We start from the raw sequence: 26,692 nt of genomic DNA on the forward strand, positions 1-26,692 counted from the left end.
CCGGTTCCAGCCGGCACCGACGTGTGCCGGCGAGGCCTTAGATCCTCAATGGTAAGCGAACTGACGATCGGCGGGCAACACGATGACGTGGGGGTCAGTTCCCGCTGTCCCCCACCCGGACCTCGACGTCGTTCGCGACGGGGGTGCCGTGCTCCACCGTCCGGGAGACGGTGCAGTTCTTGTCGTGGGAGAGGGCGACCAGTCGGTCCACCATCCCCGCGGCCTGCCGCCCGGCGTCGTCGTCGTCGAAGGCGAGACGGAAGGACAGCCGCAGATCCTCCACGCGGCTGGCGCCGTCCTCGACCACTTTCCGGCCGGTGGCCTCGACCCGGAACTCCGTCGGCTCGGTGCGGCGGGAGGTGACGGTGTCGACGTCGATGGCGGAGCAGCCGGCGATGGCCGCGAGCAGCAGTTCCACCGGGGACAGCAGGTCCTCGGCGCGACCGAAAGTGACGGCCGCGCCGGTGGCGTTGCGCGCGGTGTAGCGGCCGGTGGCGTCGCGGGTGAGGTCGATGGAGCGCAGGGCGGGGTCTGGGGTCTCGGTCATGGCCCCATCATGGCACCGGAGCACAATGGCTGTAGTCGACGGAGGAGCATCATGGACACGCACGGAGCGACCACCACCGCGGGGCCGGGCTCGCTCAAGCGTTCCCTCACCCTCGGCCAGCTCGTCTTCTTCGGTCTGGTGTTCATCGGGCCGGCCGCGGCGGTCGGCATCTTCGGCACCCTCGACGCGCGCTCCGGGGGCGCCGTGGCCAGTGTCTACCTGATCGCGACGCTGGTGATGGCGTTCACCGCGGCGAGTTACATGCGGATGTCCCGCGAGATCCCGCGAGCCGGGTCCGTCTTCGCCTACGCCACCGCCGGGATCGGACCACGCGCGGGGTACGTCGCCGGCTGGATGATCCTGCTCGACTATCTGCTCATCCCGTCCGTGGCGTACATGTTCACCGGCATCGCGCTGAACTCCTTGTTTCCCACCGTCCCGGTGTGGGTGTTCGTCGTCGTCGCCGTCCTCGGCACGACCGCGGTGAACCTGGCCGGGGTGCGGGTCGCTTCCCGCGTCTCGACCGTCGTCGTGCTGCTCGAACTCGCCGTGCTCGCCGTCGTACTGATCTACGGCGTCGCGGTGCTCGCCGCCCAGGGCCCCACCCGTCCGTGGTTGAGCCCCTTCACCGGCGTCGACGGTTTTGCGCTGGCCGCCGTGATGGGCGCCGTCTCGGTCGCGGTGCTGTCCTTCCTCGGCTTCGACGCCCTGGCGACCTTCGCCGAGGAGACGCGCGGCTCGTCGCGGTTGGTCGGTCGGGCAACCCTGCTGTGCCTGGTCGTCGCGGGCGTCCTGTTCGTGGCCCAGACGTGGGTCGGGGCGCTGCTCTCGCCGACGACTCCGGCGGAGCTCGCCGCCGATCCGGCGCAGCAGGGTGCCGCCTACTACACGGCGGTCGAGACCGGTATCGGCGCCTGGCTGCAGTGGCTGCTGGCCCTGGCGAAGGCGGCCGGCGCCGCGTTCGCCGCCATGGTCGGGCAGAGCGCGGGCAGCCGCATCATCATGGACATGGCCCGCGACCGGCGACTGCCGCACGGCCTGGCCGTGATCTCCGGGCGCACCGGAGCGCCCGTGCGGTCCATCCTGCTCGCGGCGGTGGGCAACGTGATCGTCGCGGTGTGGGCGGCCACCCGCGCCGACGGACTGGACATCCTCAGCTCCACGGTCAACGTCGGAGCGCTCACGGCGTTCATCCTGCTGCACCTGGCCGTGATCGGGTACTGGCTCATCCGGCGGCGTGCGTCCGAGCCCGGCCGCTGGGTCGCCCACGGCGTGATCCCCGCGGTGGGCGCCGTCCTGCTCGTCCTCGTGCTGGTCTCCGCGAGCGGACCGGCGCTGATCGTCGGGGCGATCTGGCTCGTCATCGGGATCGTTCTCGCCGTCGTCACCCACCGGCGGCGGACCGTTGATACCGGCACCACCGGCTGACCGCGGCGACCCGGCGAACCGGCCGTGGCCGTGACGACGACCAACACCGACCGCGATGGGGACAGCTACCACCGCTGCGGTAGTACCCTGCACCGCCTCAGCGTCAGTACCTGTCCCCATCGCGCGGGCCGGAAGGTGCGGGGAGCCCCTACAGCTCGGTGATCGCCGTCGCCGGGTCCTCGATGGCACGAGCGACGAAGCCGAGGAACGCCGAGGCGGTGCCCCCGTCGCACACGCGGTGGTCGAACGAGAGGGTCAACTGGGTCACCCGGCGCACCCGGAGCTTGCCCTTGACCACCCACGGCTTCTCGATGATCCGCCCGACGCCGAGGATGCCGACCTCCGGGTGGTTGATGATCGCGGCCGACCCGTCCACCCCGAACACGCCGTAGTTGTTCAACGTGAACGTGCCGCGGCGCAGCTCCGCCGGGGTGCACTTGCCGTCCCGGGCGCGGGCGGTCAGCGTCGTCAGCTCGGCGTCGAGCTCGCGGGCGGTCAGCCGGTGGGCGTTCGGCACGGAGGGGACGACGAGGCCGCGGTCGGTCTGGGCGGCGAAGCCGAGGTTGACGCCGTCGACGGTGACGATGTCGTCGCCCTCGACCCGGGCGTTCAGCTCCGGGTAACGCATCAGGGCCGCCGTCGTGAACCGGCCAATCAGCGCCAGCAGGCCCGGCGCCCCCGCGGGGTCGGCCGCCTTGAGCCGCGCACGGAGCGTGAGCAACCGGGTGGCGTCCACGTCGACCCACACGGTGGCCTCCGGGATCTCCCGGCGACTGCGGGTCATCGCCTCGGCGGTCACCTTCCGCACGCCGCGCATGGTCGTGCGGGCCGTGACGGTCAGCCCGGTGCGCCGGTCCAGCTCCCCCGCAATAGACACGCCGGCCCGCGTTTCTGCCCCGGCGAGCGCTTCGGGCATCCGGTGCTCACCGGTTCCGGCCACGAAACCGAAACTCGAGGCGTCAGCCGACGCCGGCGACGACGCAGCCGCCTCGACGTCGCGGCGCAGGATCAGCCCGTCCGGCCCGGTGCCGGTGACCGCGTCCAGGGCGACGCCGAGGTCCCGGGCCAGGCGGCGCACGATCGGGGAGATCACCGCGGGGACGCGCCGGCCGCCGGAGGCCACCGCGGGCGCCGCCGCGGGGGCGCTGGGGGCCGACACCGGCGCGGACTGGACCGCAGGCGCGGACGCGGGAGCAGTCGCAGGCGCAACGGCCCCGCGCGGTCGCCGGGTACGCCCCCGGGTGGCCGTGCCACTGGTGCCGTAGCCGATCAGGACGTTGCCGGAACCACCGGCGCTGGACTCAGCCGCGTCACCGCCGGCGGTGTCCGGCGTGACCTCCGCGGGCGGCGTCGCCCCGGCACGTTCCTCCTCGCGGTAGCTCAGGGCACGCTCGGCGCCCGCCGGGGCGGTACCGGGAGCAGCGCCCCGAGAGGCGTCGCCGGAAGAGGCGTCGCCGGAAGAGGCGTCGCCGGAAGCGGCGTCGCCGGAACCGGGCTCCGCAGGAGCGGACGAGCCCGCACCGGCGACGCTGCCCTCGTCAACGCTGATCAGCGGCGTGCCGACCTCGATCACGGCGCCCGCGTCCCCGTGCAGGGTCGCGACGGTGCCGGCGAACGGGGAGGGCACCTCGACGACGGACTTGGCGGTCTCGACCTCGGCGACGGGCTGGTCGACGACGATCTGCTCACCGACCGTCACCAGCCAGCGCACCAGCTCGGCCTCGGTCAGTCCCTCGCCCAGGTCCGGCAGGAGGAAGGTGCGGACGGTGCTCGTGGCGGTGCTCATCGGTCCTCCCACTGCAGGTCGTCCAGCGCGTCCAGGATCCGGTCGACGCTGGGCAGATGATGGTGTTCGAGCTTGGGCGCCGGGTAGGGGATGTCGAACCCGGTCACGCGGCGCACGGGCGCGGCCAGCCGGTGAAAGCAGCGTTCCTGGATCCGGGCGACGAGTTCGGAGGCCACGGAGACGAAGCCCTGGGACTCGGCGACGACGACGGCGCGGCCCGTGGCGCTCACGGCCTCGGTGATCGCGTCGTCGTCCAGCGGCACCAGGGTGCGCAGGTCGAGGACGGCGACCGACCGGCCCTCCGCCTCGGCGGCAGCGGCCGCGGCGAGTGCGGTCGGCACGGACGGCCCGTACGTGACGATCGTGGCGTCGGTGCCGGACCGGGCGAGCACCGCCCTGCCCTCGGCCCGGTCCTCCGCCCGCGCCTGGGGACCGGCCGCGTCCTGCAGGGCGGCGAGGTCCAGGCTCTCCTTCGACCAGTAGAGCTTCTTGGGCTCGAAGAAGATGACCGGGTCGTCGGAGGAGATCGCCTCCCGCAGCATCCGGTAGGCGTCCGCGACGGTGGCCGGGGTGTAGATCTTCAGGCCCGGTGTGTGCGCGTAGTACGCCTCGGAGGAGTCACAGTGATGTTCCACCCCGCCGATGCCACCGCCGTAGGGGATGCGGATGACCATCGGCAGGGAGACGGCACCCCTGGTGCGGTTGTGCATCTTGGCGACGTGACTGAAGATCTGCTCGAGCGCCGGGTAGGCGAACGCGTCGAACTGCATCTCGACCACGGGCCGCAGGCCGTTCATGGCCATGCCCACGGCCATGCCGACGATGCCGGACTCGGCCAGCGGGGTGTCGAAGCAGCGGTCCGTCCCGAAGCGGGCGGTGAGCCCGTCCGTGATGCGGAAGACGCCGCCGAGGGTGCCGACGTCCTCGCCGAAGACGACGACGGTCGGGTCCTCGGTCATCGCATCCGCGAGCGCCGTGTTCAGTGCCTTGGCGAAGGTGACCGGGGCGGGGCCCACGCCGCGGGCCTGCCCTGCCGCCTCGGCCGTGCCCGCCGTCGCCGCGGCATGGGCGGTTGCGGTACTGATGTTGCCGTTCGCGTTCGACGACGTGGGCACGGTCGCCGGGCTGACGGTCGTCTGACTCATGACGCGGCCTCCTCCTGCTCCGACTCGCGGGACAGTTCGTCCGCCAGCAGCGCGGATTGCTCGCGCAGCTGGGGGGTGGGTTCGGTGTAGACGTGAGCGAACAACTCCAACGGGTCCAGGTCGCTGTCGGCGTTCAGTGCCGCACGCAGTTCGGCGGCAACGGACTCGGCCTCCGCCGCGATCTCCTTCTCGGCGGCGTCGTCGAGCACGCCCGCGCCGGTCAGGTAGGAGCGCAGTCGGCTGACCGGGTCCTTGGCCGCCCACGCCGCGACCTCGTCGTCCTGGCGGTACCGGGTGGCGTCGTCGGCGTTGGTGTGCGCCTGCATCCGGTAGGTGTGCGCCTCGACGAGTACGGGCCCGCTGCCGTCGCGGACGATCTCCACTCCCCGGCCGAGGACCGCCAGCAACGCCGCGAGGTCGTTCCCGTCGACCCGCTCGCCCGGCAGGCCGTAGCCGACGGCCTTGTGCGCCAGTGACGGCGCCGCGCTCTGGTGCGCCAGCGGGACGGAGATGGCGTACTGGTTGTTCTGGATGAAGAAGATGACCGGCAGGTGGAACACGGCGGCGAAGTTCAGCGCCTCGTGGAAGTCACCCTCGCTGGTGGCGCCGTCCCCGCACATGGCCAGGACGACGGAGTCCTCGCCGCGCAGCTTGGCGGCATGAGCGACGCCGACGGCGTGCAGCAGCTGGGTGGTCAACGGGGTGCACTGAGTGGCCACCCGTTCGGCCACCGGGTCGTACCCGGTGTGCCAGTCGCCGCGGAAGGAGACCATCACCTTCGCGGGGTCCACGCCACGGCTCATGACGGCGACGCTGTCCCGGTACGTGGGCATCAGCCAGTCCTGCGTGCCCAGACAGAAGGCGGCGGCCACCTGGCAGGCCTCCTGTCCGTGGCTGGAGGGGTACACCGCCATCCGACCCTGTCGGACCAGGGCGGAGTTCTGGTCGTTGACGCGGCGGCCGACGACCAGCTTGCGGTACGCGGCCAGCAGGGTCTCGTCAGCGGGAAAAGGATACTCGTGGCCGGGCTGCAGGCGTCCCTCACCCGGGGCGTGGCGCGTCCCGGTCTCGTCCACCATCTGGATCGGCGCGGCGGCGGGCAGCATGTAGTCCTCGAGGCTGATGCCGAAGGGCGGCGTGCCCGGACGTGGCCAGCGCCCATCGGCGTCCTCGGCCGTGCCGGTGACATCGGTCGTGGTCTCGCTCATCGTTCTCCCCTTTCCGGACCGCCCTCCTTGCTCGCGGAGCGCGCGAAGCCTGACCGCGACCTGTGACCGAGGGCACAGTGCGGTCCTGTCGCACCAGTATGCGACGAACGCGGCATTTCGTATCCCGGCTCCGCCGGATCAGGAGACGTCCTGCTCTGCACGGGCATTCTGCTGGACGATATGCTCGGCATGGCGCTCTGGCGACGGACCGGCTGGACATTTCGCCGGGCGCTCGGCACAGGTCGCTCGGGACCGGACCGGGATCGAACCGGTGACGGTCCCGTACCCGGAGCCGGACCGGACACGACCGGACACGACCGACAGGAGCACGGGCATGGAGCTGGACGAGGTCGATCGGGCGATCATCGTCGAACTGCGCCGCGACGCCCGGCTGCCGGTCGCCACGGTCGCCTCCCGGGTGCACATCTCCCGGGCCAGTTGCTACACGCGGCTGAACCGACTGACCACCGAGGGAGTGATCAGCGGCTTCACGGCCGTCGTCGATCCCGTCAAGCTCGGGCTGAGCGCCTCGGCCTATGTCACCCTGCGGTTGCGCCAGCACTCGTGGCGCGAACTGCGGGCCCGCCTCGAGGCGGTCGAGGAGATCGCGCACATCGCCCTCGTCGGTGGCAGCTTCGACGTCATCCTGCTCGTCCGGGCCAAGGACAACGCCGACCTGCGCCGCGTGGTGTTCGACCACCTGCAGACCATGCCGGGCGTGCTGGACACCCAGACCTTCCTGATCTTCGAGGACACCGATACTCGCACCGGCTGACGCCCGGGGTCCGTCCCCGCACTGGGCAAAGGTGCGCCCCACGCGATTTACGTCGTAAGCTCTGGATACTGATCATCGGTCAAGGAGCGGCCTGCCCTTCAGTGTCGCCCGTGAATGGAGTTTCCCGCCGTGACCGCATCACCTGTCCGTCTGCCCACGTCCCGGCTACCGTGGACCGCGACCCCGCGCGGGGTACACCGCTGGACCGAGGGCCCGGTGGCTGCGTGAGCGACGACGTCATCGCCGCGAGCCCGGATGCGCTCGGGGCCGCTTCTGGTTCAGCGGATCTGCCCGTGGTCCGCGACATCTTCTCCGCCTCACGTCCCCGGTCGGCTGGCAGCACCTTTCTGGCTCCCCTCGATGTGCTGCCGGAACTCGGCACTCTTCCCCTGCGCGACCTGCAGGTTCTGCACAGCCGCGTGGCTCGCCAGCGCGAGCGGGAGTACATGACCCTCGACGGACCCCATCCCGTCACCCTCGACCGGCTGGACGAACTGACCCGGGCGCTCGACGCTCGCGAGCAGCGGGAAGGCTGACCCGCGATCATCCATTTCTCTCGATTCCCGAGACAGCAGGGACTTCGTCCCGGAAGCGGGATACCGTGGAGAACGTCGGTCGAACAGTGGCCGTGAGGGATCGCCACTGTCCATGGCGGTCATGACGAAAGGCCACTGTGATGTCGGATCAGCCGGTTGCCACTTTCCCCGACTCCTCCCACGGGACGAACCGTGAAGCGTCCGAACCCGAGACCAGCACCTACCTCTGCCCGGAGGACCGCTTCCCCGAACTCGGGGGCCTGAGCCTGGTCACGGTGCAGGCCCTGCACAGTCGCGTGTGCCGCCAGATCGATCGGGAATACCTGTACGAGCTGGACGGGCCCAGCCTGGACACCTTGGACTGCCAGCAGGAACTCTGCGAGGAACTGGACCGCCGCGAACGGTCTCGGTCGGCCGGAACGACGCGATGACGACGGGGGCCAGAGCCGACGGGGTCGATCTCTACAGCGACGACTTCAAGGCCCAGGCCGTGCGGATGGTCCGCGACCACCGCCCGGCTCCCGACTCGGCCTCGTCACCGACGCACTCGGTGGCACGGTTGCTCGGTCTCGATGCGGACCTGCTGACCGCGTGGCTCACCGAGACCAGTACCCCCGCACCGGCAGGGATGAGCACCGTGGGAACTCGAAACGACGCCGCTGTCGGCCGCACCGGCTTGCTGGACTTCCTCGCCAACCTGACCGATACCGTGGCCGACGGCCTGCGCGCCGCCGATCCGTATGTGCGCTGTACCGTCGCGCTCGAAGCCGAGGACGGATCCCGGACACTGGCCGCCAGCGCCGACAGCGCCCGGGACGTCGACGCCGTGCAGTTCGAGGCCGGCGACGGGCCGTCGCTGCACGCCGCGCGCACCCAGAGCCTCGTCCTCGTCGGTGACGTCACGATGGAGCCGCGTTGGCCCACCTTCACCTGGGCGGCCGCCCGCCACGGCGTCCTGTCGGTGGTGGCCGTCCCGCTCGTGATTCCCGGTTCGGGGGTCGCCGCGTTGAGCGCGTACGCCCCCCGAGCGCACGCCTTCCACAGTTCGGCGATCCAGCAGGCCCGTGAATGGGTCGAGGGCGCATCGCATCTGCTGCGGACGACCGACCGGTTCGCCGACTGAGCGGCACCCCAGCGGCGAAGCGGACGGCGCCCGGGACCGGCGCGTCCGTCGCCGAACGTTCCGCGACCGAGCAGCTGGGCCGGATCGCCCGGGATCTGTTCGGTTTCGATGACTGGCGTGAGGGCCAGCTGGAGGCGGTGTCAGCGGCCGTCGCCGGCCGGGACGTGCTCGCCGTGATGCCCACCGGGCACGGCAAGTCGGCCATCTATCAAGTCGCCGGTGCCGCGCTGACGGGCCTCACCGTCGTCGTCAGTCCCCTGATCGCCTTGCAGCAGGACCAGGTGAGCGCGATCAACGAGCACCTCGGTGAGCCCGCCGCCGTCGCCGTGAACTCCTCGGCCGGCGCCAGAGCACAGGAAGCGGTCTGGGCCCGGACCGAGACGGGCGCCGTGCAGTATCTCTTTCTCGCGCCCGAACAGCTGGCCCGCGAGGAGACCCTCGACCGGCTCGTCGACGCGGGTCCGGACTTGCTCGTCGTGGACGAGGCTCACTGCATCTCATCCTGGGGTTTCGACTTCCGGCCCGACTACCTGGCACTCGGCGACGTCGTGCGGCGCCTGGGCCATCCTCCGGTCATCGCCCTCACCGCCACCGCCACGCCCCACACCCGGGACGAGATCGTCGATCGGCTCGGCCTGACGGATCCGGTCACGGTGGTGCAGAGCTTCGACCGGCCGAACATCGACCTGCGCGTCGAGCGGCACGTGGAGGACCGCGACAAGCGGCACGCCGTGCTCGACCAGGTGGTGAGCTTGACCGGGCCCGGACTCGTGTACGTGGCCACCCGGCGCGACGCCGAGGAGTACGCCGAGGCCCTGGGGGCGCGGGGCCTGCGGGCGTTGGCGTACCACGGCGCCCTCCGGGCGGCCGTACGCGCCGAGGTGCACCAGCGCTTCCACGCCGATGACCTCGACGTCGTCGTGGCGACCAACGCGTTCGGTATGGGCATCGACAAACCGAACGTCCGCTTCGTCATCCACGCCGATATCCCCGACTGTCTGGACACCTACTACCAGGAGATCGGCCGGGCCGGGCGCGACGGGGACGCGGCGCTTGCCGTTCTGCACTATCGGACCGAGGACCTGGGCCTGCAGCGCTTCTTCGCCGGTGGTTCGGTTCCCGAGGAACACCTGATGACCGTGTTCTCCGCCGTCCGCGCGCACGGTCCGATCCGGCCGGCGGCCCTGCGGTCACACACCGGCCTGAGCGCTCGGGCGCAGGCCCGTGTGCTCAACCTGCTCGAGCACAGTGGTTCCGTGGTCGCCGGTCGGCGTGGCGCACGCGCCGCGGCGGGCCGCTCCGCCCCCGATGCCGTCGCCCGAGCGCAGGCGGAGGAGGAGACCCGTCGCCGCATTGACGAGTCGCGCGTGGAGATGATGCGTGGTTACGCGGAGACCGACAGCTGCCGTCGGCAGTGGCTGCTCAACTACTTCGGTGAGGACGCGCCGGTGTGGTGCGGGGCGTGTGACGTCTGCGAGCGTGCCGGTTCTCGGGAAGAGGCCAGCGCGCGGCAGACGGCGACGCCGTCGGACTGGCCCATTCAGTCCTCGGTACAACACCGCACCTGGGGCCCGGGTACGGTGATGGCCGTCGAACCGGACCGCGTCACCGTCCTGTTCGAGTCGGTCGGGTACAAGGAGCTCTCCCTCGGACTGGTATCGGAACAAGACGGGCTGTTGGTCCGGGAACCGTCGGGGTGATCGGTGCCGGTCGTCCGACGGCGATGCTCAACAAGGGGGGCCTGCCGCTGCCCTTGTCCCCGATCAGGCCGATCCGCTTGACGGCGTTGACGGTGAGCGTCACGTCGGTGAATATCCAATGGTCGGGGCGCCCGCGCACGGCCACTGCCGGACGACCAACCGTCAGCATGCTGACCGTAGGATGAAGGGAGCGATCGTTGACACACCAGCGAACCGCATCCCCACGCGAACGGAGTTCCCGTGACCACTACCTCCTCCGCCACTCGCCCGTCCGGTCACACGTCCGCCGGCACCCTGGATCTGCTCCGGGCCGGTTACCGCTTCATGGACGAGGCCCGCGCCCGCTGGGGTGATCCGGCGGCCCGGGCGGCGCCGGTGCGTATCCTCGGTCGCCGGGCCCTGCTGATCCGCGGCACGGACGCGGTGCGCTTCTTCTACGACACGACCCGATTCCGCCGTCGGGGGGCCATGCCGTGGTTCATCAAGGCTCCGCTGTTCGGTGCGGGAGCGGTCCACGGCCTCGACGACGAGACCCACCGGCACCGCAAGCAGGGCTTCTTCCTCACCGCCACCACACCCGATCGGGTGGACGCCCTGGTCGACGTCGTCGACCGCGGCTGGTCCCGCGCACTGCATGACGCCCTGGACAGCACCCGACGGATCAACGTCTACCGTACCGCGATCGACGTCTACGGCCTCGCGTTGCTGCGCTGGGCGGGAGTCACCGGCACGGACGACGAGCTCGTGGCGCGCGCGCGGCGGCTGGCCGGCATCGTCGACGGGTTCGGGGTGCCGGCACTGCCGTGGCTCCGCGCAATGGCCTACCGGCGGGACTGCGACGCCTGGTTCACCGAGCAGATCGACCGGGTGCGATCGGCCCCGGACTGGCCCGAATGCGAGCGCCACAACCCGGCAGACCTCTCGATCGTGGAGCTCGCGGCGGCTCACCGGGACGAGCACGGGCAGCTCCTGGACGCGGGCACCGCCGCCGTGGAACTGCAGAACGTGGTGCGCCCGACCATCGCGGTCTGCCGATTCGCGGCCTTCGCCGCGCTGGCGCTGGCCGAGCACCCGGAGCTGGTGGGCCGGGTGCGGGCCGAGACGGCGGAGCGGGGAACGACCGTCGGCGGTCCCCTGGCCCGTGCCGTCGCCCACGAGGTGCGCCGCGTCTACCCGTTCGTGCCGATGCTGCCGGCCAAGGCCCGCTGCCCGCTCCACTTCGGTGGGCACCGGATCCGGCGGGGTCAGCGGGTGCTCATCGACATCCTCGGCACCAACAACGACCCGGCGGAGTGGGACCGGCCCGACGTGTTCGACCCGGATCGCTTCGTCGGGGTCGCGGCCGGTGAGATCGAGAACTTCGTCCCCCAGGGCGGCGGCACCCGGGACCGTGGCCACCGCTGCCCGGGCGAGGGGATCACGGTCAACCTGCTGGCCGTGACGGTCGCACAGCTGGCGCAGCACGACTGGACGATGAACTCACGGGGTCACCGGTTCCCGACGGGACGTATGCCCACCCGCCCCGTCGGCGGTCCGACCCTGCGGCTGGTCCGATGACGGGGATTCCCCCAGAGCACGACACCCGCGCCCGGGTGACGGTGGTCGTCGCCACCCGCAACCGGCGCGACGAGCTGCTGGCGCACCTCCAACGGCACGAAGGGCCCGTGATCGTGCTCGACAACGCCTCCACCGACGGCAGCGCCGAAGCGGTGGCAGCGGCGTACCCGGACCTGACGGTGGTCCCCCTGCCGGTCAATGTCGGGGCCCGAGCGCGCACCCTCGGCGCCGAGCGCGCGTCGACTCCCTACATCGCGTTCGCGGACGACGACTCGTGGTGGGCGCCCGGTGCACTGGACCTGGCGGCCGACGTGTTCGACGCCCATCCCCGGCTCGGTGCCCTCGCCGGGTCCCTCGTCGTCGGGCCCGAGGCGGAGCCGGACCCGATCAACGCGGTACTGGCGGATTCACCGCTCGGTACACCGGCCGGTTGGCCCGGGCCGGCGCTGCTCGGCTTCGTCGCCTGTGGCACCGTCGTGCGGCGCCGGGCGTTCCTCGCCGTGGGCGGCTTCGACGACGTCGTGCGCTTTCCCGGCGAGGAGGAGCGGCTCGCGCTGGACCTGGTGGACGCCGGTTGGCAGGTCGCGCACGTGCCCGCCGTGGTGGCGCACCACCATCCCTCGCCGCACCGCGACCCCGACACCCGGCGGCAGAGCGACCTGATCCGCTCCCGCATCCTCACCGCGCTGCTGCGCCGCGGCTGGCCCGTGGTCGCCCGGGAGGCCGGAAGTGCCGTGTTGACCGCCGGCGGCCGACGTGCCCTGGTGGGCGCGCTACCCCGGGTACCGGCCGCGTTGCGGGCCCGACGACGACTCGCGCCCGCCACCGAGGCAGCGATCGCCGTCGTCGAGTCCGGCGGTGCCGACTCCCCCACCTCCCAGGAACCCGCCCACGCGGGCGGCGACCGATGAGCGGCACCGAGCCGGGGATCACGCCGGACCCGCGCGTCGCCGTCGTGATGATCACCCACAACCGGCGCGACGAGGCGCTCCGCTCTCTGGCGCGGCTGCGGGCGCTGCCCGAGCGCCCCCACGTGGTGGTGGTCGACAACGGATCCAGTGACGGGACGGCCGACGCCGTCCGCGAGCGCCACCCGTGGGCGGAATTGATCGCCAGCACAGAGAACCTCGGCGCGGTGGGTCGCAACGTCGGGGTCGAGCGCGTGGACAGCCCGTACGTCGGGTTCTGCGACGACGACACGTGGTGGGAGCCCGGGTCCCTGCGCCGAGCGGCCGACGCGCTGGACGCGCACCGGACCCTCGGGGTGGTCACCGGGAAGATCCTGGTGGAGCCGGGCGGCACCGAGGACCCGATCAACGACGAGTTGCTGCACTCCCCCGTCGAAACATCCGGCTCGATGCCGGGGCCGGCGCTGGGCAGCTTCCTCGCCGGCGCCTCGGTGCTCCGCCGCACGGCGTTCACCGAGGTCGGCGGCTTCCACGAGCGACTGTGGCTCGGTGGCGAGGAGGAGTTGATGGCCGCTGACCTGGCCACCGCCGGCTGGGAGCTGTGCCACCTGCCCGACGTGGTCGTGCACCACCAGGCGTCCACCCTGCGGGACCCCCACCTGCGTCGCCGACACGGATTGCGCAACACCCTGTGGTTCACCTGGTTGCGCCGGCCGCTCCCGGCCGCGGTGCGGCGCACGGGGCAGGTGCTGGCCGGCGCCCCGCGGGACCGGGTGACGGCGGCCGCGGTTCTCGACGCCGTGCGCGGCCTGCCCTGGGTGCTGCGGGACCGACGGCCGCTGCCCAAGCACGTGGAACGGCGGTTCCAGGCATTGGAGCACTCGCAACGCACCAGCGCGGCCCGCCGCTACGTCAGCTGACGTCAGTTGTCGGAAGGATCGGCCGATCACCTCTCGGCCTGGACGAGGTCGTAGCCGGACTTCTCCCCGGGACTGACCACGTCGACGCCGGACAGGGCACAGGCGGCGACCCCATCTATCGCCTGCAGCTCCGGCACCGGGAGAGTGTCGTCGGCGCCCGCAGCACCGAACAGCGCCCAACTGTTGGCTGGGAGGGACGTCGATCTGGCGCCGTAGCGGACACCGTTGATACCCGCGTCGTCGAAAGCCCGGGCCCACGCTTGAGGCACGGCGTACGGGCGCATGGCAGCGAGCTCGTTCGTCGCGCCGAACTCGTCGGCGGTCGGATCGTTCAGGTCGGCGAAGTGCGCCGCCGGCGGTAGCACCAGTGTCGAGACGGCGAACGCCTGAGCGTGCTTCAGCAGCACCTTCCGCCCGTGGTCGAGCATCTTCGCCAGCCGCTCACGGGTTGCCGTCTTCACGTTCCCCGCGGCGTAGAGCGTGCCTCGTGGAACCGGCAGGTCGAACCTTCCCCCGCCATCGGAGGAGAACCATCGCGGATCCCGCTCGATGCTGTGAGCTCGGTACACCACCTCGGAGGCACACTCCACGGTGGGGAAGGCCGACAGGTCGAGCCCTGGATCGGGTTCGTCCTGGAAGGAGGTCTGGTCGCGTCTCAGTTCCGCCACAGCGCCCCAGCCTGGCGGGCAAGGTCGATGACCTCGCTCTCGCGCCCGACGCGCAGGGCCTGCGCTGGGGTCAGTCCGTCGAGGTCGTCGCCGTCGCTGTTGAGCCAGAGAGCGGCCTGCCAGGCGTCGGTCCGGTCCTTCTCGGCGAGCAGGTCGAGCACGTCGGCCAACCGGGGCAGCCCTGTCCTGGTCTCATCGAACTGGAACGCCGGGTACAGCAGATGGTTGTCCGCGGTCTTCACGCACAGGAGGCTCCCGTTCTGGACCCGTTTGCCGAGCGCCTGGCGGGTGATACCGAGCCATCTCGTCAAGGCGGGGGTGTCGAAGAACGGCCCGACCTCTGCGTTCAGCGGCCCCGCCCCGGGCAGGGTGGAGACCATGCGCGCCGCAAGAGAGTCAGCTGACCCGGCGCTGGTGACGGCGGATTCAACATCGATCGAGTCGAGTCGGGTCAGCAGGGCACGCACGAGGTCGTCCCGCGCGCGGGCTGCCCGGGCAGCCGTCCGCGGCGTTGGTCGGGGCGTGTTCTGTGTCCTCGTCATGGTGGCTCCTCCTCTCCTTCATCATCCTGCGTTGCAGTCAACCGCGTCAACCAAACTTTATCAATACGGTTGTTGGCCAATCCGTAGAAAAGTCGGAGGTGCGTGATGCGAGTTCAGACGCCGCTGGCCGTGGTGACTCCCACCGTGGACGGAGACGTCCTGGCCGTGCTCGCGCGCGCCGACTCCTGGTTCACCGTCAGCGGCCTCCATCGGCTCGCGGTCTTCTGAGGGCATCCGGCGGACCTGTCCCGCCTGGTGGAGGAAGGCATCGTGTTGGTTCAGCCGGCCGGTCGCGCCTCGCTGTACCGGTTGAACCGGGAGCACCTGGCCGCACCGGCCATCATCGAGCTCGCCCGTCTCGGTGACACGCTGCGGGAACGCATCGCCGAGCGGATCGAAGGATGGGCCGAGCAGCCGGTGTACGCGGCACTGTTCGGATCCGGCGCCCGCGGCGAGATGACCGCGGCGAGCGACCTCGACCTCTTCATCCTCCGGTCCGGTGGAGCGTCCGAGGCCCGGTACGGCCCAGATCGATGACCTGACGCGCGACGTGCACGCCTGGACGGCAACGACCCTCGGGTTCTCGAATACACCCTCGACGAGGTGCGCGGTACGGCCGTCGACGAGCCGGTTCTGCAGTCCGTCGCCGACGAAGGCGTTCCCCTGACCGGCGATCACCGCCGGTTCCGGCGCCTGGTCGGCGCCCGGTGACCCCGGATCGGGCCGCCACCGCAGCGGACGCTCAGGGCCGGATGCGAAAAGCAGAGCAGTTCGCCGACGCAGCCTCCCTGCTGAGGGTGAAGACGAAGGCCGGGTACTCTGCCGGGCCGGTGTCCGCCAACGACGTCGGTGTCGCGCAGCGGGCTCACGTCGCCTTGTTGGAACTGGCCCGCAGCGCCGGGGGCTGAGGACGTAATCGCCGCCGGCACGGACTGCGCAACACCCTGTGGTTCACGTGGCTGCGACGGCCGCTCCCGGCCGCGTTGCGACGCACTGCGCACGTGCTGGCCGGCGCCCCGCGGGACGGGGTCCCGATGCGGCCGTGCTCGACGCCGTGCGCGGCCTGCCCTGGGCGCTGCGGCAGCGGCGGCCGCTGCCGAAGTACGTGGAACGCCGGTTCCGGGTGCTGGAGCACTCGGAACGGTCCAGCGCGGCCAGCCGCTGTGTGAGCTGACGCCGGCAGCCGATCCGTGTTTCTCAGGCGGCGCCATGTCATCGGCGTTGTTGAGCAGCGTTGTGCACCGCAGGATGGACGCAGCGCGGACCGACGCGAGTGTCGACGATCAGGCGACGGCGGAGCCGACGCCGCCGGCCTGACACCTTCGTCTGCCGCCCGATCTCGTCAGCCCGAGACCGGGTCGGCGAGCACTGCGCGAACCGCCCGCTCCTGGATTCCCCGGTGATACCGGCCGACGACAGTATCCGGTGGCGGTCCCGTCACGGTGACGAGTGCCTTCCACAAGGCCCAGGCCCGGGCGAGGCGCCATGTCGGGGGCGGCAGGCCGACGGCGTCGGCGAACAGCCGGCGCTCCGCCGCGTCGAAGCAGGTCCAGGCGATCACAAGGTCGCACGCCGGGTCCCCGACGCCACAGGTGCCGAAGTCGATGACGGCGGACAGTCGGCCGCCGGTGGTCAGGAGGTTGCCGACGCCGACGTCGCCGTGGAACCACACCGGGGATCCCTCCCGATCGGTCGCGAGCGCCTCCTCCCATACGGCCGCGCACGCATCGACGTCGAGGCCGTCGTCACCGGACCGAGAACGGCGTAGCGTCTCGAGCGCGGCGCGGACCTCGCCGTCGTAGACCCGCGGGTGGGTGCCGCGGAAGAAGCTGTGCTCCCCCGCCGCCGGCCCACCGTCGGCCGGGAGCCGCTGAAACGCGACGAGGAACGCGGCGAGGTCCCGGGCCAGGGACATCCGGTCGAGGGCGGGGTCTGCGTCGACGGTGACGCCCGGCAGCCAGCGCCGCACCGACCACGGAAACGGGTAGCCCTCGCCCGGCACCCCGGTCGCCACCGGAACCGGGACGGCGACGGGCAGAGCGCCGGCAAGGGCGGGCAGGACTCGGTCCTCCTTCTCGACCGCTTCGACGTAACCGGCGGCGCTCGGCAGCCGGACCACCAGCACCTCGCCGAGGCGGAAGGTGCGGTTGTCGTTGCCCTGCGCAGGGACGGGCCGGACCGGCAGCGACGCCCACGCCGGGAACTGCGCGGCGACGAGCCGGGCAACGAGGTCCGCGTCGATGGCCGGTCGGCGCTCGGCGGTGGTCATCGCGCCACGGTACCGCCTCACGTGCCGGCGGGTGCGCGGCGGCGAGCGAACCCTTCCCCTGGCTGGCGATCAGCGCCGGTTCCGACGTCTGGTCGGCGTTCGGTGACCCCGGACCGGGCCGCCACCGCAGCGGATGCTCAGGGTCGGATGTGAAAGGCCGAATAGTTCGCCGACGCAGCGTCCCTGTTGGTGGACGACGCCGGCCCGTCCACTGATCTGGCCGATGCGTACGTCACGCTGGCCGTGCACGCCGGCGTCGCTGCGGCCCAGCGGGCTCACATCGCCCTCCTCGAACTGGCCCGCAGCGCCGGGGTCTGCCACCCACCCTCTCAAATCGGTCGGGGCGGGTCAGAACCGATACCCCACGGACTTCGCCGCGTTCTCGATGGTTGCGGCGACCGTGGGGTGGGTCAGCGGCAGGGAGAGATCCGGGTAGGTCGGGAAGGCGTCCTGCCGATGGCGCCACACGACGACCGTGGGACGGTTCGTCATCGTCGAGTTCAGGTAGAGACCCTCCGCATCGATCTGCTGGTGGATGCTCCGCGCCCAGTTCCGGCACACGTCCTTCCTGCCGTGGGCGAGCGAGAAGGACGCCCCGTTGCGGATCAGCCAGTCATCGGTCAGGTCGAGCAGGGACAGGAACGCCGGTCGCCAGATCGTCAGGTGGGGTGTTCCCGTGGTCCAGTCGACACGACGGGTGCGTTGGAAGACTTCGGCCACGGCGGTGGTGATGTCCCCGGCGGCGTACATGACCCCGATGCCTGGATGCACCTGCTGGGGCGGGGGGTGCGGGTCCCAGCGGGAGTTGGTCGGTCCGAACTCTCGCAGTGCCGACCAGGGCATGACGTTCAGGCCGGTGGTTCGGTGGATGCGGACCAGCGGCTGGCCCTCGGGCCAATCCCGGAAGTCGGCCTCCTGGGCGACCAGCGGCTGCGGCGGCGTACGGGGGTTCTTGGGGGCTACGGCAGCCACGCCAGCTCACGGACGAGTGCGACAACGGGGCCCGCCGGCCCTCCGGAGGCCAACCAGCTCAACGGAGACCGTCCGTCGGTCTCCTCGGCGGGCTCGGTCATCAAGGCCCCAACGGTCAGGGGGTGCACGTCCGCGGGAATGGCCTCGATGACCTCCTGCAGCCACGCCGCAGACGGAACGGTGGAGATCGCGCCTGCCTCGTCGGTACCTGCTTCCTGCTCGTCCATGACGGTCGCCAGGTGGAACTGCCACGCCGGGTACCGCAGTCCGATCGGGGTGGTGATGGCGTACAGCTGGTGGGCCTTGCGCCGTCGGTCCACCGTGGTCCGGTCCACGCCGAGCAGGTGGGCCGTGGCCTGAGGGCTCAGAGTGCTGTGCAGTGTCTGGGCGGCGAGGTTAGCGGCGATCCGGTCACTGTACCGCTGGGTGGCGTCCGGATCGTCCAGAACCCGCACCAATTCGTCGTGGGCGGCACCGTCAAGACCCGACAGTGCCTTGAGAAGGTCGACCTCGGACTGGCTGGGAGGTTGGGCTTTCACCCGGGACGGCAATGTCGCCTGCAACACCAAGGCCACGTCCTGCTCGGTCAAGGAGGAATGTGCCTCGGTGAGGACTTGGCGCACGGTCAACGACATACTGCCATCCTACCTGCGGGTGCCCACATCTGCACTGAGTGTGCGGATGAGGGCGAGACGGTGTGTCAGCGGACGCCGACGTCCACGCCCTCCACCGTCGCCTGTTCCCCGACGCCGTCGACGTCGACGTCGACCGCGTCCCGGAACCAGGCGACGGTCCGCGCGAGGCCGACCTCCCACGCCACCTCCGGCGCCCAGCCGAGCACCTCGGTGGCCAGCGTCGTGTCGGGACGGCGCACCATCGGGTCGTCCACCGGGCGACCGATGAACCGGATCCCGGAGGAGGAACCGGTCGCCTCGATGACGTCCCGGGCGATCTGCAGCACCGACAACTCGTGCGGATTGCCGATGTTCATCGGGCCCGGGTGCCCGCTCGCGGCCAGGCCGAGGATGCCACGGACCAGGTCCGAGACGAAGCACACCGACCGGGTCTGCTGCCCGTCTCCGGCCACGGTCACCGGCTCCCCGGCGAGCGCTTGCCGGATGAAGGTGGGGATGGCCCGGCCGTCGTGCGGGCGCATCCGCGGGCCGAACGTGTTGAAGATCCGCACGATCGCGGTGTCCACGCCGTGCGTCTGCCGGTACGCCATGGTCAGGGCCTCGGCGTACCGCTTGGCCTCGTCGTACACTCCGCGCGGGCCGACCGGGTTGACGTGCCCCCAGTAGCTCTCCAGCTGCGGATGCACCTGGGGGTCGCCGTACACCTCGGACGTGGAGGCGAGCAGGAACCGGGCGCCCTTCTCCATGGCCAGCCCCAGCGCGTGGTTCGTACCGATCGAACCGACCTTGAGCGTGTGGATCGGCAGCTTCAGGTAGTCGACCGGGGACGCCGGAGAGGCGAAGTGCAGCACGAGGTCGACGTCGCCGGGCACGTGCACGTAGTCGGTGACGTCGCAGTGCACCAGCCGGAAGCCCGGATCGTCCGCCAGGTGCGCCACGTTGCCGGCGTTGCCGGTGAGCAGGTTGTCCAGGGCGACCACCTCCACCCCGCGGCGGCGCAGCTCCGTGCACAGGTGGCTGCCGAGGAAACCGGCGCCACCGGTGACGACGGCGCGCCGCACCGGGCGGGATCCGGTCGGGGTCTCGAGGAGATCGGTCATGGTCGTCCTTCCGTGGAGGGAACGGGAACGGTGATGGCACCGACTCCCGCGTTGATCGCCGACGACGGCGACGTGGTCGGCGGCGTGACCGGGGCGCGCAGTTGCGCGTCGACGGCCGCGGTCACCTCGGTGACGGTGACCGCGGCGAGCCGATCGTCGAGCGTGTCCCCGTGCGGGTCTCCCCACGTCCGCGCGGCGGCGGCGCCGTGCCAGAGCACGGTGTGCAGGTGGGCGTCCACGGCCGGGCCCCACCGGGCCGGGGGCGTCGGGCCGAACAGGACGACGGACCGGACGGCGAGCGCGGTGGCCAGGTGGGCGATGCCGGTGTCGCCGCTGAGCACGAGCGCGGCGCCGTCGACCACCGCGCTCAGCCCGGTCAACCCGAGTGCACCCCCGAGGTCCCGCACACCGGCCAGGCCGGCGCTCACCACGGCGGTCAGCTCACGTTCGGCGGTCGAGCCGGTGACCAGTACCCGGTGCCCGGCGGTGGCCAGGTCCGCGGCGACGGCGCGCCACCGGTCGGCGGGCCACCGGCGTGAGCCGAACGCTGCCCCCGGGTGCAGCACGACGGGCGCGTCGGCCGGGGCGGGGCGGTGGTAGCGCAGCAGCAGGTCGGCGGGTCCACACGGGCCGCCCGCCTCGGCGACCAGTCGGCACCAGCGCTCCACCTCGTGCTCGTCGGAGCGCCAGACCGGGCCGGTGTGACCGACCTCGGGGCAGGAATAGGCGATCAGCCGCGACGGCTCGCCGCTTCCGGGCCGGGCGGCGGCGAGCAGCCGCTGGCTGGCCGGGCCCCGGCCGTGCAGGTCGACGGCGACGTGCCCGCCCGCCATCGGCGGCAGGTCCACCAGCCCAGGCGTGGGCAGCACCCCGTCGACGACGCCGAGATCGGCCAGCCACGCGCCGACCGGACCGGGCGCAGCCAAAATCAGCCGGTGATCCGGGAAGAGGCGACGCAGGCCCCGCAACGGGGCGATCCCGGTGAGGGCATCGCCGAGGCCCAGCGCCCGCAGCACGAGCACGTCGCCGACCCCGATGCCGGCCGGGTTCACCGCGTGCGGGATCGGTGGGCCGGACACGGCGCCGTCGCCGTGCGCCTGCTCGCGCCCGGCGGCGGCGAGCGCGGCGGCCGTGTAGGGCGCCGGCCGAGCTCTCCGGTCGCCGAGGTCGTCGGTCATCGTCACTCCCCCCGTCCGGCTCGGGCGAGGATCGCGCTGGTCGAACGGCCGGACAGGTACGGCAGCACGGTGACCGTGCCACCGCCGGCCTCCACCACGCCGGCCTCGGGCAACTGGTCGGGCAGGTAGTCGCCGCCCTTGACCCAGACGTCCGGCCGCAGGGCCGCGAGCGCCGTCCGCGGGTCGTCCTCGCCGAAGACGACGACGGCGTCCACGCTGCGCAGCGCAGCGAGCACGCGCGCCCGGTCGGCGACACCCACCACCGGCCTGCCGGGCCCCTTGAGCCGGCGCACCGAGTCGTCGGAGTTGAGCAGCACCACCAGGGCGTCCCCGAGGCGGCGGGCGGCGTCCAGGCAGGCGATGTGCCCGGCGTGCAGGACGTCGAAGCAGCCGCCGGTGGCGACGACGGTGCCCCCGCCCGCGTGCACCCGGTCGAGCAGGGCGCGGACCTGCGGCGGCAGGGCGGGGTCGGCGGAGCGCGCGCGCTCCTGCGCGGTCAGCCCGGCGCGGAAGGATGCGGCACCGCCGGCGGCCACCCACTGGCCGGCCGCCTCGACCGCCGCCTCCACCGCGGCCTCGATCGTGCCGCCGGCGGCCAGGGTGAGCGCAGCGGTCGCGGCGAACCGGTCCCCCGCGCCACACGGGTCGGAACCGGTGACCGGGGCGGCGGGCACGTGTGCGACGCCGGCGGTGCCGGCCAGGTGAGCGCCATCGGCGCCCACCGTCACGGCCACGGCGCGTGCCTGCCAACGGCGGCGCAACACGCGGGCGAGGGTGGCGGCGTCATCGGTCTCAGCGGCGTCGGCGGTCTCGTGCCCGGCGTCGTCGTCGGTGGTCGTCTGCGCGGCATCGGCCGGCAGGGCCGCCGCCGCCGAGTGCGCCTCGACGGCGTTCGGCGTGACGAGCGTGCATCCGGGCACCGGCCGTCCGCCGCGCGGGTGCGGGTCCCAGACCACGGTGCCGTGGACGGCGTGGGCGGTCAGCGCGGTGCGCACGGCCCGGTCGCGGGTGACGCCACCCCCGTAGTCGGAGACGAGGACGACGTCGGCGCCCGCGAGCACCGCGGTGAGGGCATCCTGGTCCACGCCGACCGGCTCGCCGGGCCCACCGTCGTCGACGCGCAGCATGGCCTGGCCGGAGGCGCGGATGCGCGTCTTCGTCCGGGTGGGCCCGGCGTGGCCGAGCCGGTGCACCGTGATACCGGCCAGCCCGTCGGTCAGTTCCCGGCCCGCGTCGTCGTCCGCGACGGGTGCCACCAGGATCACCTCGACACCGCTGCGGCCCGCCGCGCCGTCGGGCACCCCACCTCCCGACCCGGCGCCGCTGGTGCCCGCGGCCCTGGTGCCCGCGGTGCTGGTATCCGCGGCGCAGAGCAGCGCGGTCAGCCCCGCACCTCCGGGGCTGACCAGGATGTGATCAACGTCGACGACGGGTACCGGGGCGTCGGGGCTGAGCCGGGTACTGGTGCCGACGACGTCCCGATCGAGTACGACGTCGCCGATCACCACGATGCGCGGCCTCATCCGGCCTCCACCCCGAGCAGCAGGCCCGCCTCGGTGCGCTCCCGCCCATCCATGACCCGCCCGGCCACGGGGACCGCTGCCGGCCCGGGCACCGGTGTCGCGGCGTGCCGGGCGTCGACCGCCGCGCACACGGCGTGGAGCAGCATCAGGTGCATCTCCTGCACCACGGAGGTGCTGCCGGCGTCCACGGTCAGGGCCTCGTCGGCGGCCTCGGCCAGCGGGTTCGGGGCGGGTCCGGTGAGCGCCCACACGTGCATCCCGCCCGTCCGCGCCCGTTCGGCCGCGACGAGGACGTTGGCACTGCGGCCGCTGGTGGACAGCAGCACGACGACGTCGCCGGGCCGCCCGTGGGCCTGGACCTGGCGGGCGAACACCTCGGCGCCCCCGTAGTCGTTGCCGATCGCGGTGAGGCTGGACGTCTCGGCGGACAGGCAGAGGGCCGACAGCGGGGTGCGCTCGTCCTCGAACCGGCCGACCAGTTCCGCGGTGAAGTGCTGCGCCTCGGCCGCGCTGCCGCCGTTGCCGGCCACGAGCACCCGGCCGCCGGCCCCGAGCAGGGTGGCCAGTTGGGCGCCCCACCGGTCGACGACGTCGGCGTGCGCGGCGGCGTCCCGCGCGGCATGCTGCAGCTCGCTCAGGTGAGTGGAGAACCACGCACGGGCGTCGGACCGCGGCTTCTGCTGCCGGGCGCGGTGTCGGCGGAGCACGCGACGGTAGACGGTCTCGGTTCGGTCGGCCACCCGGTCCCAGCCGAACAGACGCTCGACCCGGTCGCGCCCGGCCCGGCCCATCCGGGCGGCGAGATCCGGATCCGTGAGCAACCGGGCCAGAGCGGCGGTCGTGCTGTCGACGTCGTGCGGCGGCACGAGCAGGCCGGTGACGCCGTCGTCGACGCTGTCCAGCAGCCCGCCCACGGCGGAGCCCACCACGGGCCGGCCGCAGGCCATGGCCTCCAGCGGCACCATGCCGAACGGTTCGTACCACGGAGTGCAGGCGACGACGTCGGCGGTGGCCAGCAGCGCCGCGGCACCAGCCCGATCGACGCGGCCGTGCAGGACCACGCGGTCCTCGACGCCGAGGTCACGGGCGAGCGCGGTGAGGCGGACGGCCTCCGGATCCTCGTCCAACTCGGCCGCGTCGGGGCCGCCGGCGATGTGCAGGACGGCACCGTTCAGAGCAGAGGTGTTCGGCACAGCGCTGTCCGGCGCGGAAGCGGGCAGCGCCGCCAGGGCGGCTATGACGGTGTCGACGCCCTTCCGTTCGACCAACCGGCCCAGCGCCACGATGCGGACCGGTTCGACCGTCCGGTCGGAGGCCTCCTGCCCGCGCGGTGCCGGCGGAGTGAACGCGGCCAGGTCCACGCCGCACGGCACGATCGCCACCCGTTCGGGGTCGGCCCCGAGCGCGACCAGTTCCCGCTTCTCGTCCCCGCAGGTGGCCAGGACGGCGTCGGCGCCGCCGAGCAGTGCCGTCTCGGCGGCGAGCCGGCGGGCGGGACTGGTGTCGGCGAGTCCCTGGTGCCGGCGCTTGACCGCACCGAGTGCATGGAACGTCTGCACAAGGGGAATCTGCAGGGCGTCGGCGGCGTGCCGCGCGGCCAGCCCGGACATCCAGAAGTGCGCGTGCACCAGATCCGGGGCGCCGTCCGCGATCCAGGACCGCGCCAGCCAGCGCCCGAACTCGGCCATGAACGGCGCAAGATCGTCCTTCGGCAGGGCTCGGGGTGGCCCGGCGGGGACGTGGACGACCCGTACCCCGGGGGCCAGTGCCACCACGTCGGGCGCCTCGGCGTCGTCCCGGCGGGTGTAGACCGTGACCGTGTGACCCCGGGCGGCCAGGGCACCGGCCAACTGGGCGACGTGCACGTTCTGCCCGCCCGCGTCCACGCCGTCGAGGGCGGCCAGCGGGCTGGCGTGTTCGGACACCATGGCAATGTTCATCATCTGCTCACCTTCTCCAGCAGGTCGTCCCAGTCGGTCAGGAAGCGGTCGATGCCGTAGTGGGCCAGGGCGTGTCCGCGCGCGGCGACGCCGGCGGTCCGCGCCTCGTCCGGGTCGGTCAGCCACCGGCGCGCTCGGTCCGCGAGCGCCGGCAGGTCGTTGCTCAGCAGGCCGGCGGCGGGGGGAACCGCGCGGGGACCTTCCGTGGTCGAGAGCCCGAGGACGGGCAGCCCGAGGGTCATCGCCTCGATCAGCGCGAGGCCCAGGCTGGTCCACCGGTACGGGTGCAGGTAGGCGCGGTGGGCGCCGAGGGCCGCGTGCAGCCGCTGCTGCGGGTAGTCCTCGTGCAGCCGCCAGTTCCGACCGGGCGCATGCGCAGCCAGCGCGCCCACGCCCATCCCGTACACGTCGACCGGCAGGTCGGCGGCGAACCCGGCGACGATGTCGGTGCCGGCCACCCGGCCGCGGCGGACCGGCTCGTTGACGACGACGGCCAGGGACGCGATATCGCCGGTGTACCGGTGCCCCGGGTCGATCACGCCGTGCTCGACCACGGCGGTCGGGGCGGTACCGCTGTCCCACATCACCCGATTGAAGTGAGTGACATGAACGATGGGGATGGCACTCTGATCCGCCAGGGGATGGCGGGAGGTGGCGGCGTGGCCGCGGGGGGCGTCGTGCTCGACGTAGACGGCGGGCAGGCCGCGGCCGGGTCGACGGCCGGTCCACCGCTCGGCCAGGTCGAGCTCTGCGGGCCGCTGCAGCACCACGAGATCGATCTCGGTGCCGGCGAGCTCCTCCGGGCTCATCTCGACGGCGGACGCCGGCCAGTCCCAGGTCCGCGCGCGGCCGAGACCGTCCCGCCCGCGGTCGGGCAGCACCGGCAGCAGGTACGCGTGCCGGCCCGCCACGAACGCGGTGGTCCAAGACCCGTGCACGTGCCAGATCAGGATGCGCACGATGTCCGCACCTCCCTCTCGTTCGCCGTTCCGAGCTTCGTGGTCGGGGAATTCGTCGTCGGGGAATTCGTCGTCGGGGAATTCGTCGTCGGGGGATTCACGGCCCCGGCATGCGCAGTCCGCGGGTTCGCGGTCAGGGAGCGCACCGCGGCCACCACCTCGGCAGCACCCACCCCACTCAGACACGGGTGGCCGGGCACCGGGCAGTCGCGGGCGCGGGTGTCGCGGCAGGCGGCGTGCTGGTCGCCGAGCACGATCGTCGGGACACCGTACGGCGCCCAGCGCTGCGTCGGCACCACCGGGGAGAAGATGCTGACGACGGGGGTGCCGACGGCGGCCGCCAGGTGAGCGGGGCCGGTGTTGCCGACGACGACGCAGGTCGCGGCGTCGAGCACGGCGGCCAGTTCGGCCAGGGACGTGCGCCCGGCCGCGTCGACGATCCGTCCCTGACCGGGCGGGTCTGACCGACCGGTACCGCGGTGGTCGGCGAGGCTCTCCCGGCAGGCCGCGACCGTCCTGGCCGCCAGGGCCCGCTCGCCCGGACCACCGGTGACGACGACGTCGTAGCCGGCGGTGGCCAGACCGGCCGCCAGGGTCGCGGCGTGCGCGGCGGTCAACGCTCTCGCGTCCACGGAGGCACCCGGGTGCAACACGACGAAACCGCCCGGATCACGGGCCGTACTCTCCGGGGGTGCGGGTGCGGGTCGGGGGGCAGCGGGCTGCTCGCCGGTTCGCCCCTCCGGAAGCAGCCCGAGCGGAACGGCGGGCAGCGGCCGGCGCACCGCGAGCACCGACCCGTCGGGCCCCGGGTCCGGTGCGCCCGCAGCCACGGCCAGCGCGACGGCGGCCTCGGCCTCATGGCCGCCCCCGGGCGGGGCGTCCCGGCGGTGCCGGACGTCGAGCAGCGCGCCGGGGTAGTCCTCGCTCGTCGCGGCGATCCGGCCGATGCCGGCCAACCGGGCGAGCAGCGCCATCGGCAGCGGGCTCTGGTGGAAGGACGTGAAGATGACGGCGAGGTCGTACCGGCGGGCGGCAAGGTCCCTGACCAGCGCGCGGGTGGCGTCGACGTCGACCGGTGGCGGAGCGAAACCGGACCACGGGGCGTCGAAGACCAGCACGTCGGCGACGTCGGGCAGCAATCGACCGGCGGCCGCCCCGGATGGGGAGGCGAGCAGGTCGACGTCGCCGAGGGCGGCGAGGGCGCGGATGCCCGGACCGGTCAGGAGCACGTCGCCGTCCGAGTCGAGGCGGACCGCCAGGATGCGTGGCACGG

The 26,692-nt window shown here is 72.6% G+C and carries 28 protein-coding genes; 13 read left to right on the forward strand and 15 right to left on the reverse strand.

The features are described 5' to 3' along the window. Positions 1–94 precede the first annotated feature (94 nt). Entirely contained in the window at positions 95–547 is a 453-nt protein-coding gene (locus tag BKD30_RS01025; protein WP_076700782.1) for an OsmC family protein, read from the reverse strand. A 51-nt stretch (positions 548–598) separates the two neighbouring features. Between BKD30_RS01025 and BKD30_RS01030 the strand changes: the two genes are divergently transcribed. Continuing rightward, positions 599–1,975: an APC family permease gene (locus BKD30_RS01030; RefSeq protein ID WP_076700784.1), complete on the forward strand. Its 1,377-nt coding sequence runs from the start codon at positions 599–601 to the stop codon at positions 1,973–1,975. Between the two features lie 148 nt (positions 1,976–2,123). On the opposite strand, the gene BKD30_RS01035 is transcribed toward BKD30_RS01030, so the two are convergent. From BKD30_RS01035 to pdhA, 3 genes are read right to left on the reverse strand one after another with little or no spacing between them, the layout of a single operon-like run. Further along, entirely contained in the window at positions 2,124–3,761 is a 1,638-nt protein-coding gene (locus tag BKD30_RS01035; protein WP_076700787.1) for a dihydrolipoamide acetyltransferase family protein, read from the reverse strand. Continuing rightward, entirely contained in the window at positions 3,758–4,906 is a 1,149-nt protein-coding gene (locus BKD30_RS01040; RefSeq protein ID WP_076700789.1) for an alpha-ketoacid dehydrogenase subunit beta, read from the reverse strand. The genes BKD30_RS01035 and BKD30_RS01040 overlap by 4 nt, the downstream gene beginning before the upstream one ends. Further along, complete coding sequence (gene pdhA, locus BKD30_RS01045) at positions 4,903–6,114, reverse strand: pyruvate dehydrogenase (acetyl-transferring) E1 component subunit alpha (RefSeq protein WP_076700792.1); 1,212 nt, start codon at positions 6,112–6,114, stop codon at positions 4,903–4,905. Before pdhA ends, BKD30_RS01040 begins: the two co-directional genes overlap by 4 nt. Before the next feature lie 334 nt (positions 6,115–6,448). Between pdhA and BKD30_RS01050 the strand changes: the two genes are divergently transcribed. The 8 genes from BKD30_RS01050 to BKD30_RS01085 all read left to right on the forward strand — a co-directional run bounded on the left by BKD30_RS01050 (position 6,449) and on the right by BKD30_RS01085 (position 13,633). Then, on the forward strand, positions 6,449–6,889 hold the full coding sequence (locus tag BKD30_RS01050) for an Lrp/AsnC family transcriptional regulator (protein WP_076700794.1): 441 nt from the start codon (positions 6,449–6,451) through the stop codon (positions 6,887–6,889). A 224-nt stretch (positions 6,890–7,113) separates the two neighbouring features. Continuing rightward, positions 7,114–7,425: a hypothetical protein gene (locus BKD30_RS01055; protein WP_076700797.1), complete on the forward strand. Its 312-nt coding sequence runs from the start codon at positions 7,114–7,116 to the stop codon at positions 7,423–7,425. 140 nt (positions 7,426–7,565) lie between these two features. Beyond that, entirely contained in the window at positions 7,566–7,856 is a 291-nt protein-coding gene (locus tag BKD30_RS01060; RefSeq protein ID WP_076700799.1) for a hypothetical protein, read from the forward strand. Then, positions 7,853–8,548 (forward strand): GAF domain-containing protein, encoded by a 696-nt coding sequence (locus tag BKD30_RS01065; protein ID WP_076700802.1) that lies wholly within the window; start codon positions 7,853–7,855, stop codon positions 8,546–8,548. Before BKD30_RS01060 ends, BKD30_RS01065 begins: the two co-directional genes overlap by 4 nt. Continuing rightward, positions 8,494–10,248 carry a RecQ family ATP-dependent DNA helicase gene (locus tag BKD30_RS01070; RefSeq protein ID WP_083955888.1) on the forward strand — a complete coding sequence of 585 codons (1,755 nt, stop codon included), beginning with the start codon at positions 8,494–8,496 and terminating at the stop codon, positions 10,246–10,248. The genes BKD30_RS01065 and BKD30_RS01070 overlap by 55 nt, the downstream gene beginning before the upstream one ends. 240 nt (positions 10,249–10,488) lie before the next feature. After that, a complete protein-coding gene (locus BKD30_RS01075) occupies positions 10,489–11,805 on the forward strand; it encodes a cytochrome P450 (RefSeq protein WP_076700805.1) in 1,317 nt (438 codons plus the stop codon). Beyond that, positions 11,802–12,716 (forward strand): glycosyltransferase family 2 protein, encoded by a 915-nt coding sequence (locus BKD30_RS01080; RefSeq protein ID WP_076700807.1) that lies wholly within the window; start codon positions 11,802–11,804, stop codon positions 12,714–12,716. Before BKD30_RS01075 ends, BKD30_RS01080 begins: the two co-directional genes overlap by 4 nt. Next, positions 12,713–13,633: a glycosyltransferase family 2 protein gene (locus tag BKD30_RS01085; RefSeq protein WP_076700810.1), complete on the forward strand. Its 921-nt coding sequence runs from the start codon at positions 12,713–12,715 to the stop codon at positions 13,631–13,633. Before BKD30_RS01080 ends, BKD30_RS01085 begins: the two co-directional genes overlap by 4 nt. 26 nt (positions 13,634–13,659) lie before the next feature. Here the strand turns inward: BKD30_RS01085 and BKD30_RS01090 are convergent, their stop codons facing one another. Together BKD30_RS01090 and BKD30_RS16035 are read right to left on the reverse strand one after the other, a co-directional pair. After that, positions 13,660–14,301 carry an RES family NAD+ phosphorylase gene (locus BKD30_RS01090; RefSeq protein WP_159440526.1) on the reverse strand — a complete coding sequence of 214 codons (642 nt, stop codon included), beginning with the start codon at positions 14,299–14,301 and terminating at the stop codon, positions 13,660–13,662. Further along, the gene (locus BKD30_RS16035) at positions 14,289–14,843 is read right to left on the reverse strand and encodes a hypothetical protein (protein ID WP_159440527.1); all 555 of its coding nucleotides are present in this window, start codon (positions 14,841–14,843) and stop codon (positions 14,289–14,291) included. Before BKD30_RS16035 ends, BKD30_RS01090 begins: the two co-directional genes overlap by 13 nt. Before the next feature lie 105 nt (positions 14,844–14,948). Between BKD30_RS16035 and BKD30_RS16810 the strand changes: the two genes are divergently transcribed. The 4 genes from BKD30_RS16810 (at position 14,949) to BKD30_RS16815 (ending at position 16,017) form a co-directional block, all read left to right on the forward strand. Next, complete coding sequence (locus tag BKD30_RS16810; protein WP_268874360.1) at positions 14,949–15,071, forward strand: hypothetical protein; 123 nt, start codon at positions 14,949–14,951, stop codon at positions 15,069–15,071. A gap of 42 nt (positions 15,072–15,113) precedes the next feature. Then, entirely contained in the window at positions 15,114–15,380 is a 267-nt protein-coding gene (locus BKD30_RS15485; RefSeq protein WP_159440528.1) for a nucleotidyltransferase domain-containing protein, read from the forward strand. A 170-nt stretch (positions 15,381–15,550) separates the two neighbouring features. Beyond that, entirely contained in the window at positions 15,551–15,751 is a 201-nt protein-coding gene (locus tag BKD30_RS01105; protein WP_076700815.1) for a hypothetical protein, read from the forward strand. A gap of 134 nt (positions 15,752–15,885) precedes the next feature. Beyond that, the gene (locus BKD30_RS16815; protein ID WP_268874361.1) at positions 15,886–16,017 is read left to right on the forward strand and encodes a hypothetical protein; all 132 of its coding nucleotides are present in this window, start codon (positions 15,886–15,888) and stop codon (positions 16,015–16,017) included. Positions 16,018–16,185: 168 nt separating this feature from the next. Here BKD30_RS16815 and BKD30_RS01110 read toward each other — a convergent pair whose 3' ends face one another. The 9 genes from BKD30_RS01110 to BKD30_RS01150 form a co-directional block, all read right to left on the reverse strand. Next, positions 16,186–17,112, reverse strand: coding sequence for an aminoglycoside phosphotransferase family protein (locus BKD30_RS01110; RefSeq protein WP_076700818.1), 927 nt, complete (start codon positions 17,110–17,112; stop codon positions 16,186–16,188). A gap of 348 nt (positions 17,113–17,460) precedes the next feature. Beyond that, positions 17,461–18,084 (reverse strand): RES family NAD+ phosphorylase, encoded by a 624-nt coding sequence (locus BKD30_RS01115; protein ID WP_076700820.1) that lies wholly within the window; start codon positions 18,082–18,084, stop codon positions 17,461–17,463. Continuing rightward, positions 18,072–18,719: a hypothetical protein gene (locus BKD30_RS01120; protein ID WP_076700823.1), complete on the reverse strand. Its 648-nt coding sequence runs from the start codon at positions 18,717–18,719 to the stop codon at positions 18,072–18,074. The genes BKD30_RS01115 and BKD30_RS01120 overlap by 13 nt, the downstream gene beginning before the upstream one ends. A gap of 65 nt (positions 18,720–18,784) precedes the next feature. Beyond that, positions 18,785–19,819, reverse strand: a complete 1,035-nt coding sequence (locus BKD30_RS01125; protein WP_083955891.1) for an NAD-dependent epimerase/dehydratase family protein — start codon at positions 19,817–19,819, stop codon at positions 18,785–18,787. After that, positions 19,816–20,997, reverse strand: a complete 1,182-nt coding sequence (locus BKD30_RS01130; RefSeq protein WP_083955899.1) for a glycosyltransferase family 9 protein — start codon at positions 20,995–20,997, stop codon at positions 19,816–19,818. The genes BKD30_RS01125 and BKD30_RS01130 overlap by 4 nt, the downstream gene beginning before the upstream one ends. A 2-nt stretch (positions 20,998–20,999) precedes the next feature. Next, positions 21,000–22,520 (reverse strand): PfkB family carbohydrate kinase, encoded by a 1,521-nt coding sequence (locus tag BKD30_RS01135; protein ID WP_076700829.1) that lies wholly within the window; start codon positions 22,518–22,520, stop codon positions 21,000–21,002. Beyond that, complete coding sequence (locus BKD30_RS16895) at positions 22,517–24,463, reverse strand: glycosyltransferase (protein ID WP_076700831.1); 1,947 nt, start codon at positions 24,461–24,463, stop codon at positions 22,517–22,519. The genes BKD30_RS01135 and BKD30_RS16895 overlap by 4 nt, the downstream gene beginning before the upstream one ends. Beyond that, on the reverse strand, positions 24,460–25,419 hold the full coding sequence (locus tag BKD30_RS01145; protein ID WP_076700834.1) for a glycosyltransferase: 960 nt from the start codon (positions 25,417–25,419) through the stop codon (positions 24,460–24,462). The genes BKD30_RS16895 and BKD30_RS01145 overlap by 4 nt, the downstream gene beginning before the upstream one ends. After that, entirely contained in the window at positions 25,407–26,690 is a 1,284-nt protein-coding gene (locus BKD30_RS01150; protein WP_076700837.1) for a glycosyltransferase family 9 protein, read from the reverse strand. Before BKD30_RS01150 ends, BKD30_RS01145 begins: the two co-directional genes overlap by 13 nt. Between the last annotated feature and the right edge of the window lie 2 nt (positions 26,691–26,692).

The organism is Tersicoccus phoenicis (assembly GCF_001968835.1).
GTDB classification, from domain to species: Bacteria; Actinomycetota; Actinomycetes; order Actinomycetales; family Micrococcaceae; genus Tersicoccus; species Tersicoccus phoenicis.

Excerpts from the sequence above, each read along its gene's own strand:
- BKD30_RS01025 (WP_076700782.1), bottom strand. The coding sequence starts at position 547 with ATGACCGAGACCCCAGACCCCGCCCTGCGCTCCATCGACCTCACCCGC.
- BKD30_RS01030 (WP_076700784.1), top strand. The coding sequence starts at position 599 with ATGGACACGCACGGAGCGACCACCACCGCGGGGCCGGGCTCGCTCAAG.
- BKD30_RS01035 (WP_076700787.1), bottom strand. The coding sequence starts at position 3,761 with ATGAGCACCGCCACGAGCACCGTCCGCACCTTCCTCCTGCCGGACCTG.
- BKD30_RS01040 (WP_076700789.1), bottom strand. The coding sequence starts at position 4,906 with ATGAGTCAGACGACCGTCAGCCCGGCGACCGTGCCCACGTCGTCGAAC.
- pdhA (WP_076700792.1), bottom strand. The coding sequence starts at position 6,114 with ATGAGCGAGACCACGACCGATGTCACCGGCACGGCCGAGGACGCCGAT.
- BKD30_RS01050 (WP_076700794.1), top strand. The coding sequence starts at position 6,449 with ATGGAGCTGGACGAGGTCGATCGGGCGATCATCGTCGAACTGCGCCGC.
- BKD30_RS01060 (WP_076700799.1), top strand. The coding sequence starts at position 7,566 with ATGTCGGATCAGCCGGTTGCCACTTTCCCCGACTCCTCCCACGGGACG.
- BKD30_RS01065 (WP_076700802.1), top strand. The coding sequence starts at position 7,853 with ATGACGACGGGGGCCAGAGCCGACGGGGTCGATCTCTACAGCGACGAC.
- BKD30_RS01070 (WP_083955888.1), top strand. The coding sequence starts at position 8,494 with ATGGGTCGAGGGCGCATCGCATCTGCTGCGGACGACCGACCGGTTCGC.
- BKD30_RS01080 (WP_076700807.1), top strand. The coding sequence starts at position 11,802 with ATGACGGGGATTCCCCCAGAGCACGACACCCGCGCCCGGGTGACGGTG.
- BKD30_RS01085 (WP_076700810.1), top strand. The coding sequence starts at position 12,713 with ATGAGCGGCACCGAGCCGGGGATCACGCCGGACCCGCGCGTCGCCGTC.
- BKD30_RS16035 (WP_159440527.1), bottom strand. The coding sequence starts at position 14,843 with ATGACGAGGACACAGAACACGCCCCGACCAACGCCGCGGACGGCTGCC.
- BKD30_RS16810 (WP_268874360.1), top strand. The coding sequence starts at position 14,949 with ATGCGAGTTCAGACGCCGCTGGCCGTGGTGACTCCCACCGTGGACGGA.
- BKD30_RS01110 (WP_076700818.1), bottom strand. The coding sequence starts at position 17,112 with ATGACCACCGCCGAGCGCCGACCGGCCATCGACGCGGACCTCGTTGCC.
- BKD30_RS01120 (WP_076700823.1), bottom strand. The coding sequence starts at position 18,719 with ATGTCGTTGACCGTGCGCCAAGTCCTCACCGAGGCACATTCCTCCTTG.
- BKD30_RS01125 (WP_083955891.1), bottom strand. The coding sequence starts at position 19,819 with ATGACCGATCTCCTCGAGACCCCGACCGGATCCCGCCCGGTGCGGCGC.
- BKD30_RS01130 (WP_083955899.1), bottom strand. The coding sequence starts at position 20,997 with ATGACCGACGACCTCGGCGACCGGAGAGCTCGGCCGGCGCCCTACACG.
- BKD30_RS01135 (WP_076700829.1), bottom strand. The coding sequence starts at position 22,520 with ATGAGGCCGCGCATCGTGGTGATCGGCGACGTCGTACTCGATCGGGAC.
- BKD30_RS16895 (WP_076700831.1), bottom strand. The coding sequence starts at position 24,463 with ATGATGAACATTGCCATGGTGTCCGAACACGCCAGCCCGCTGGCCGCC.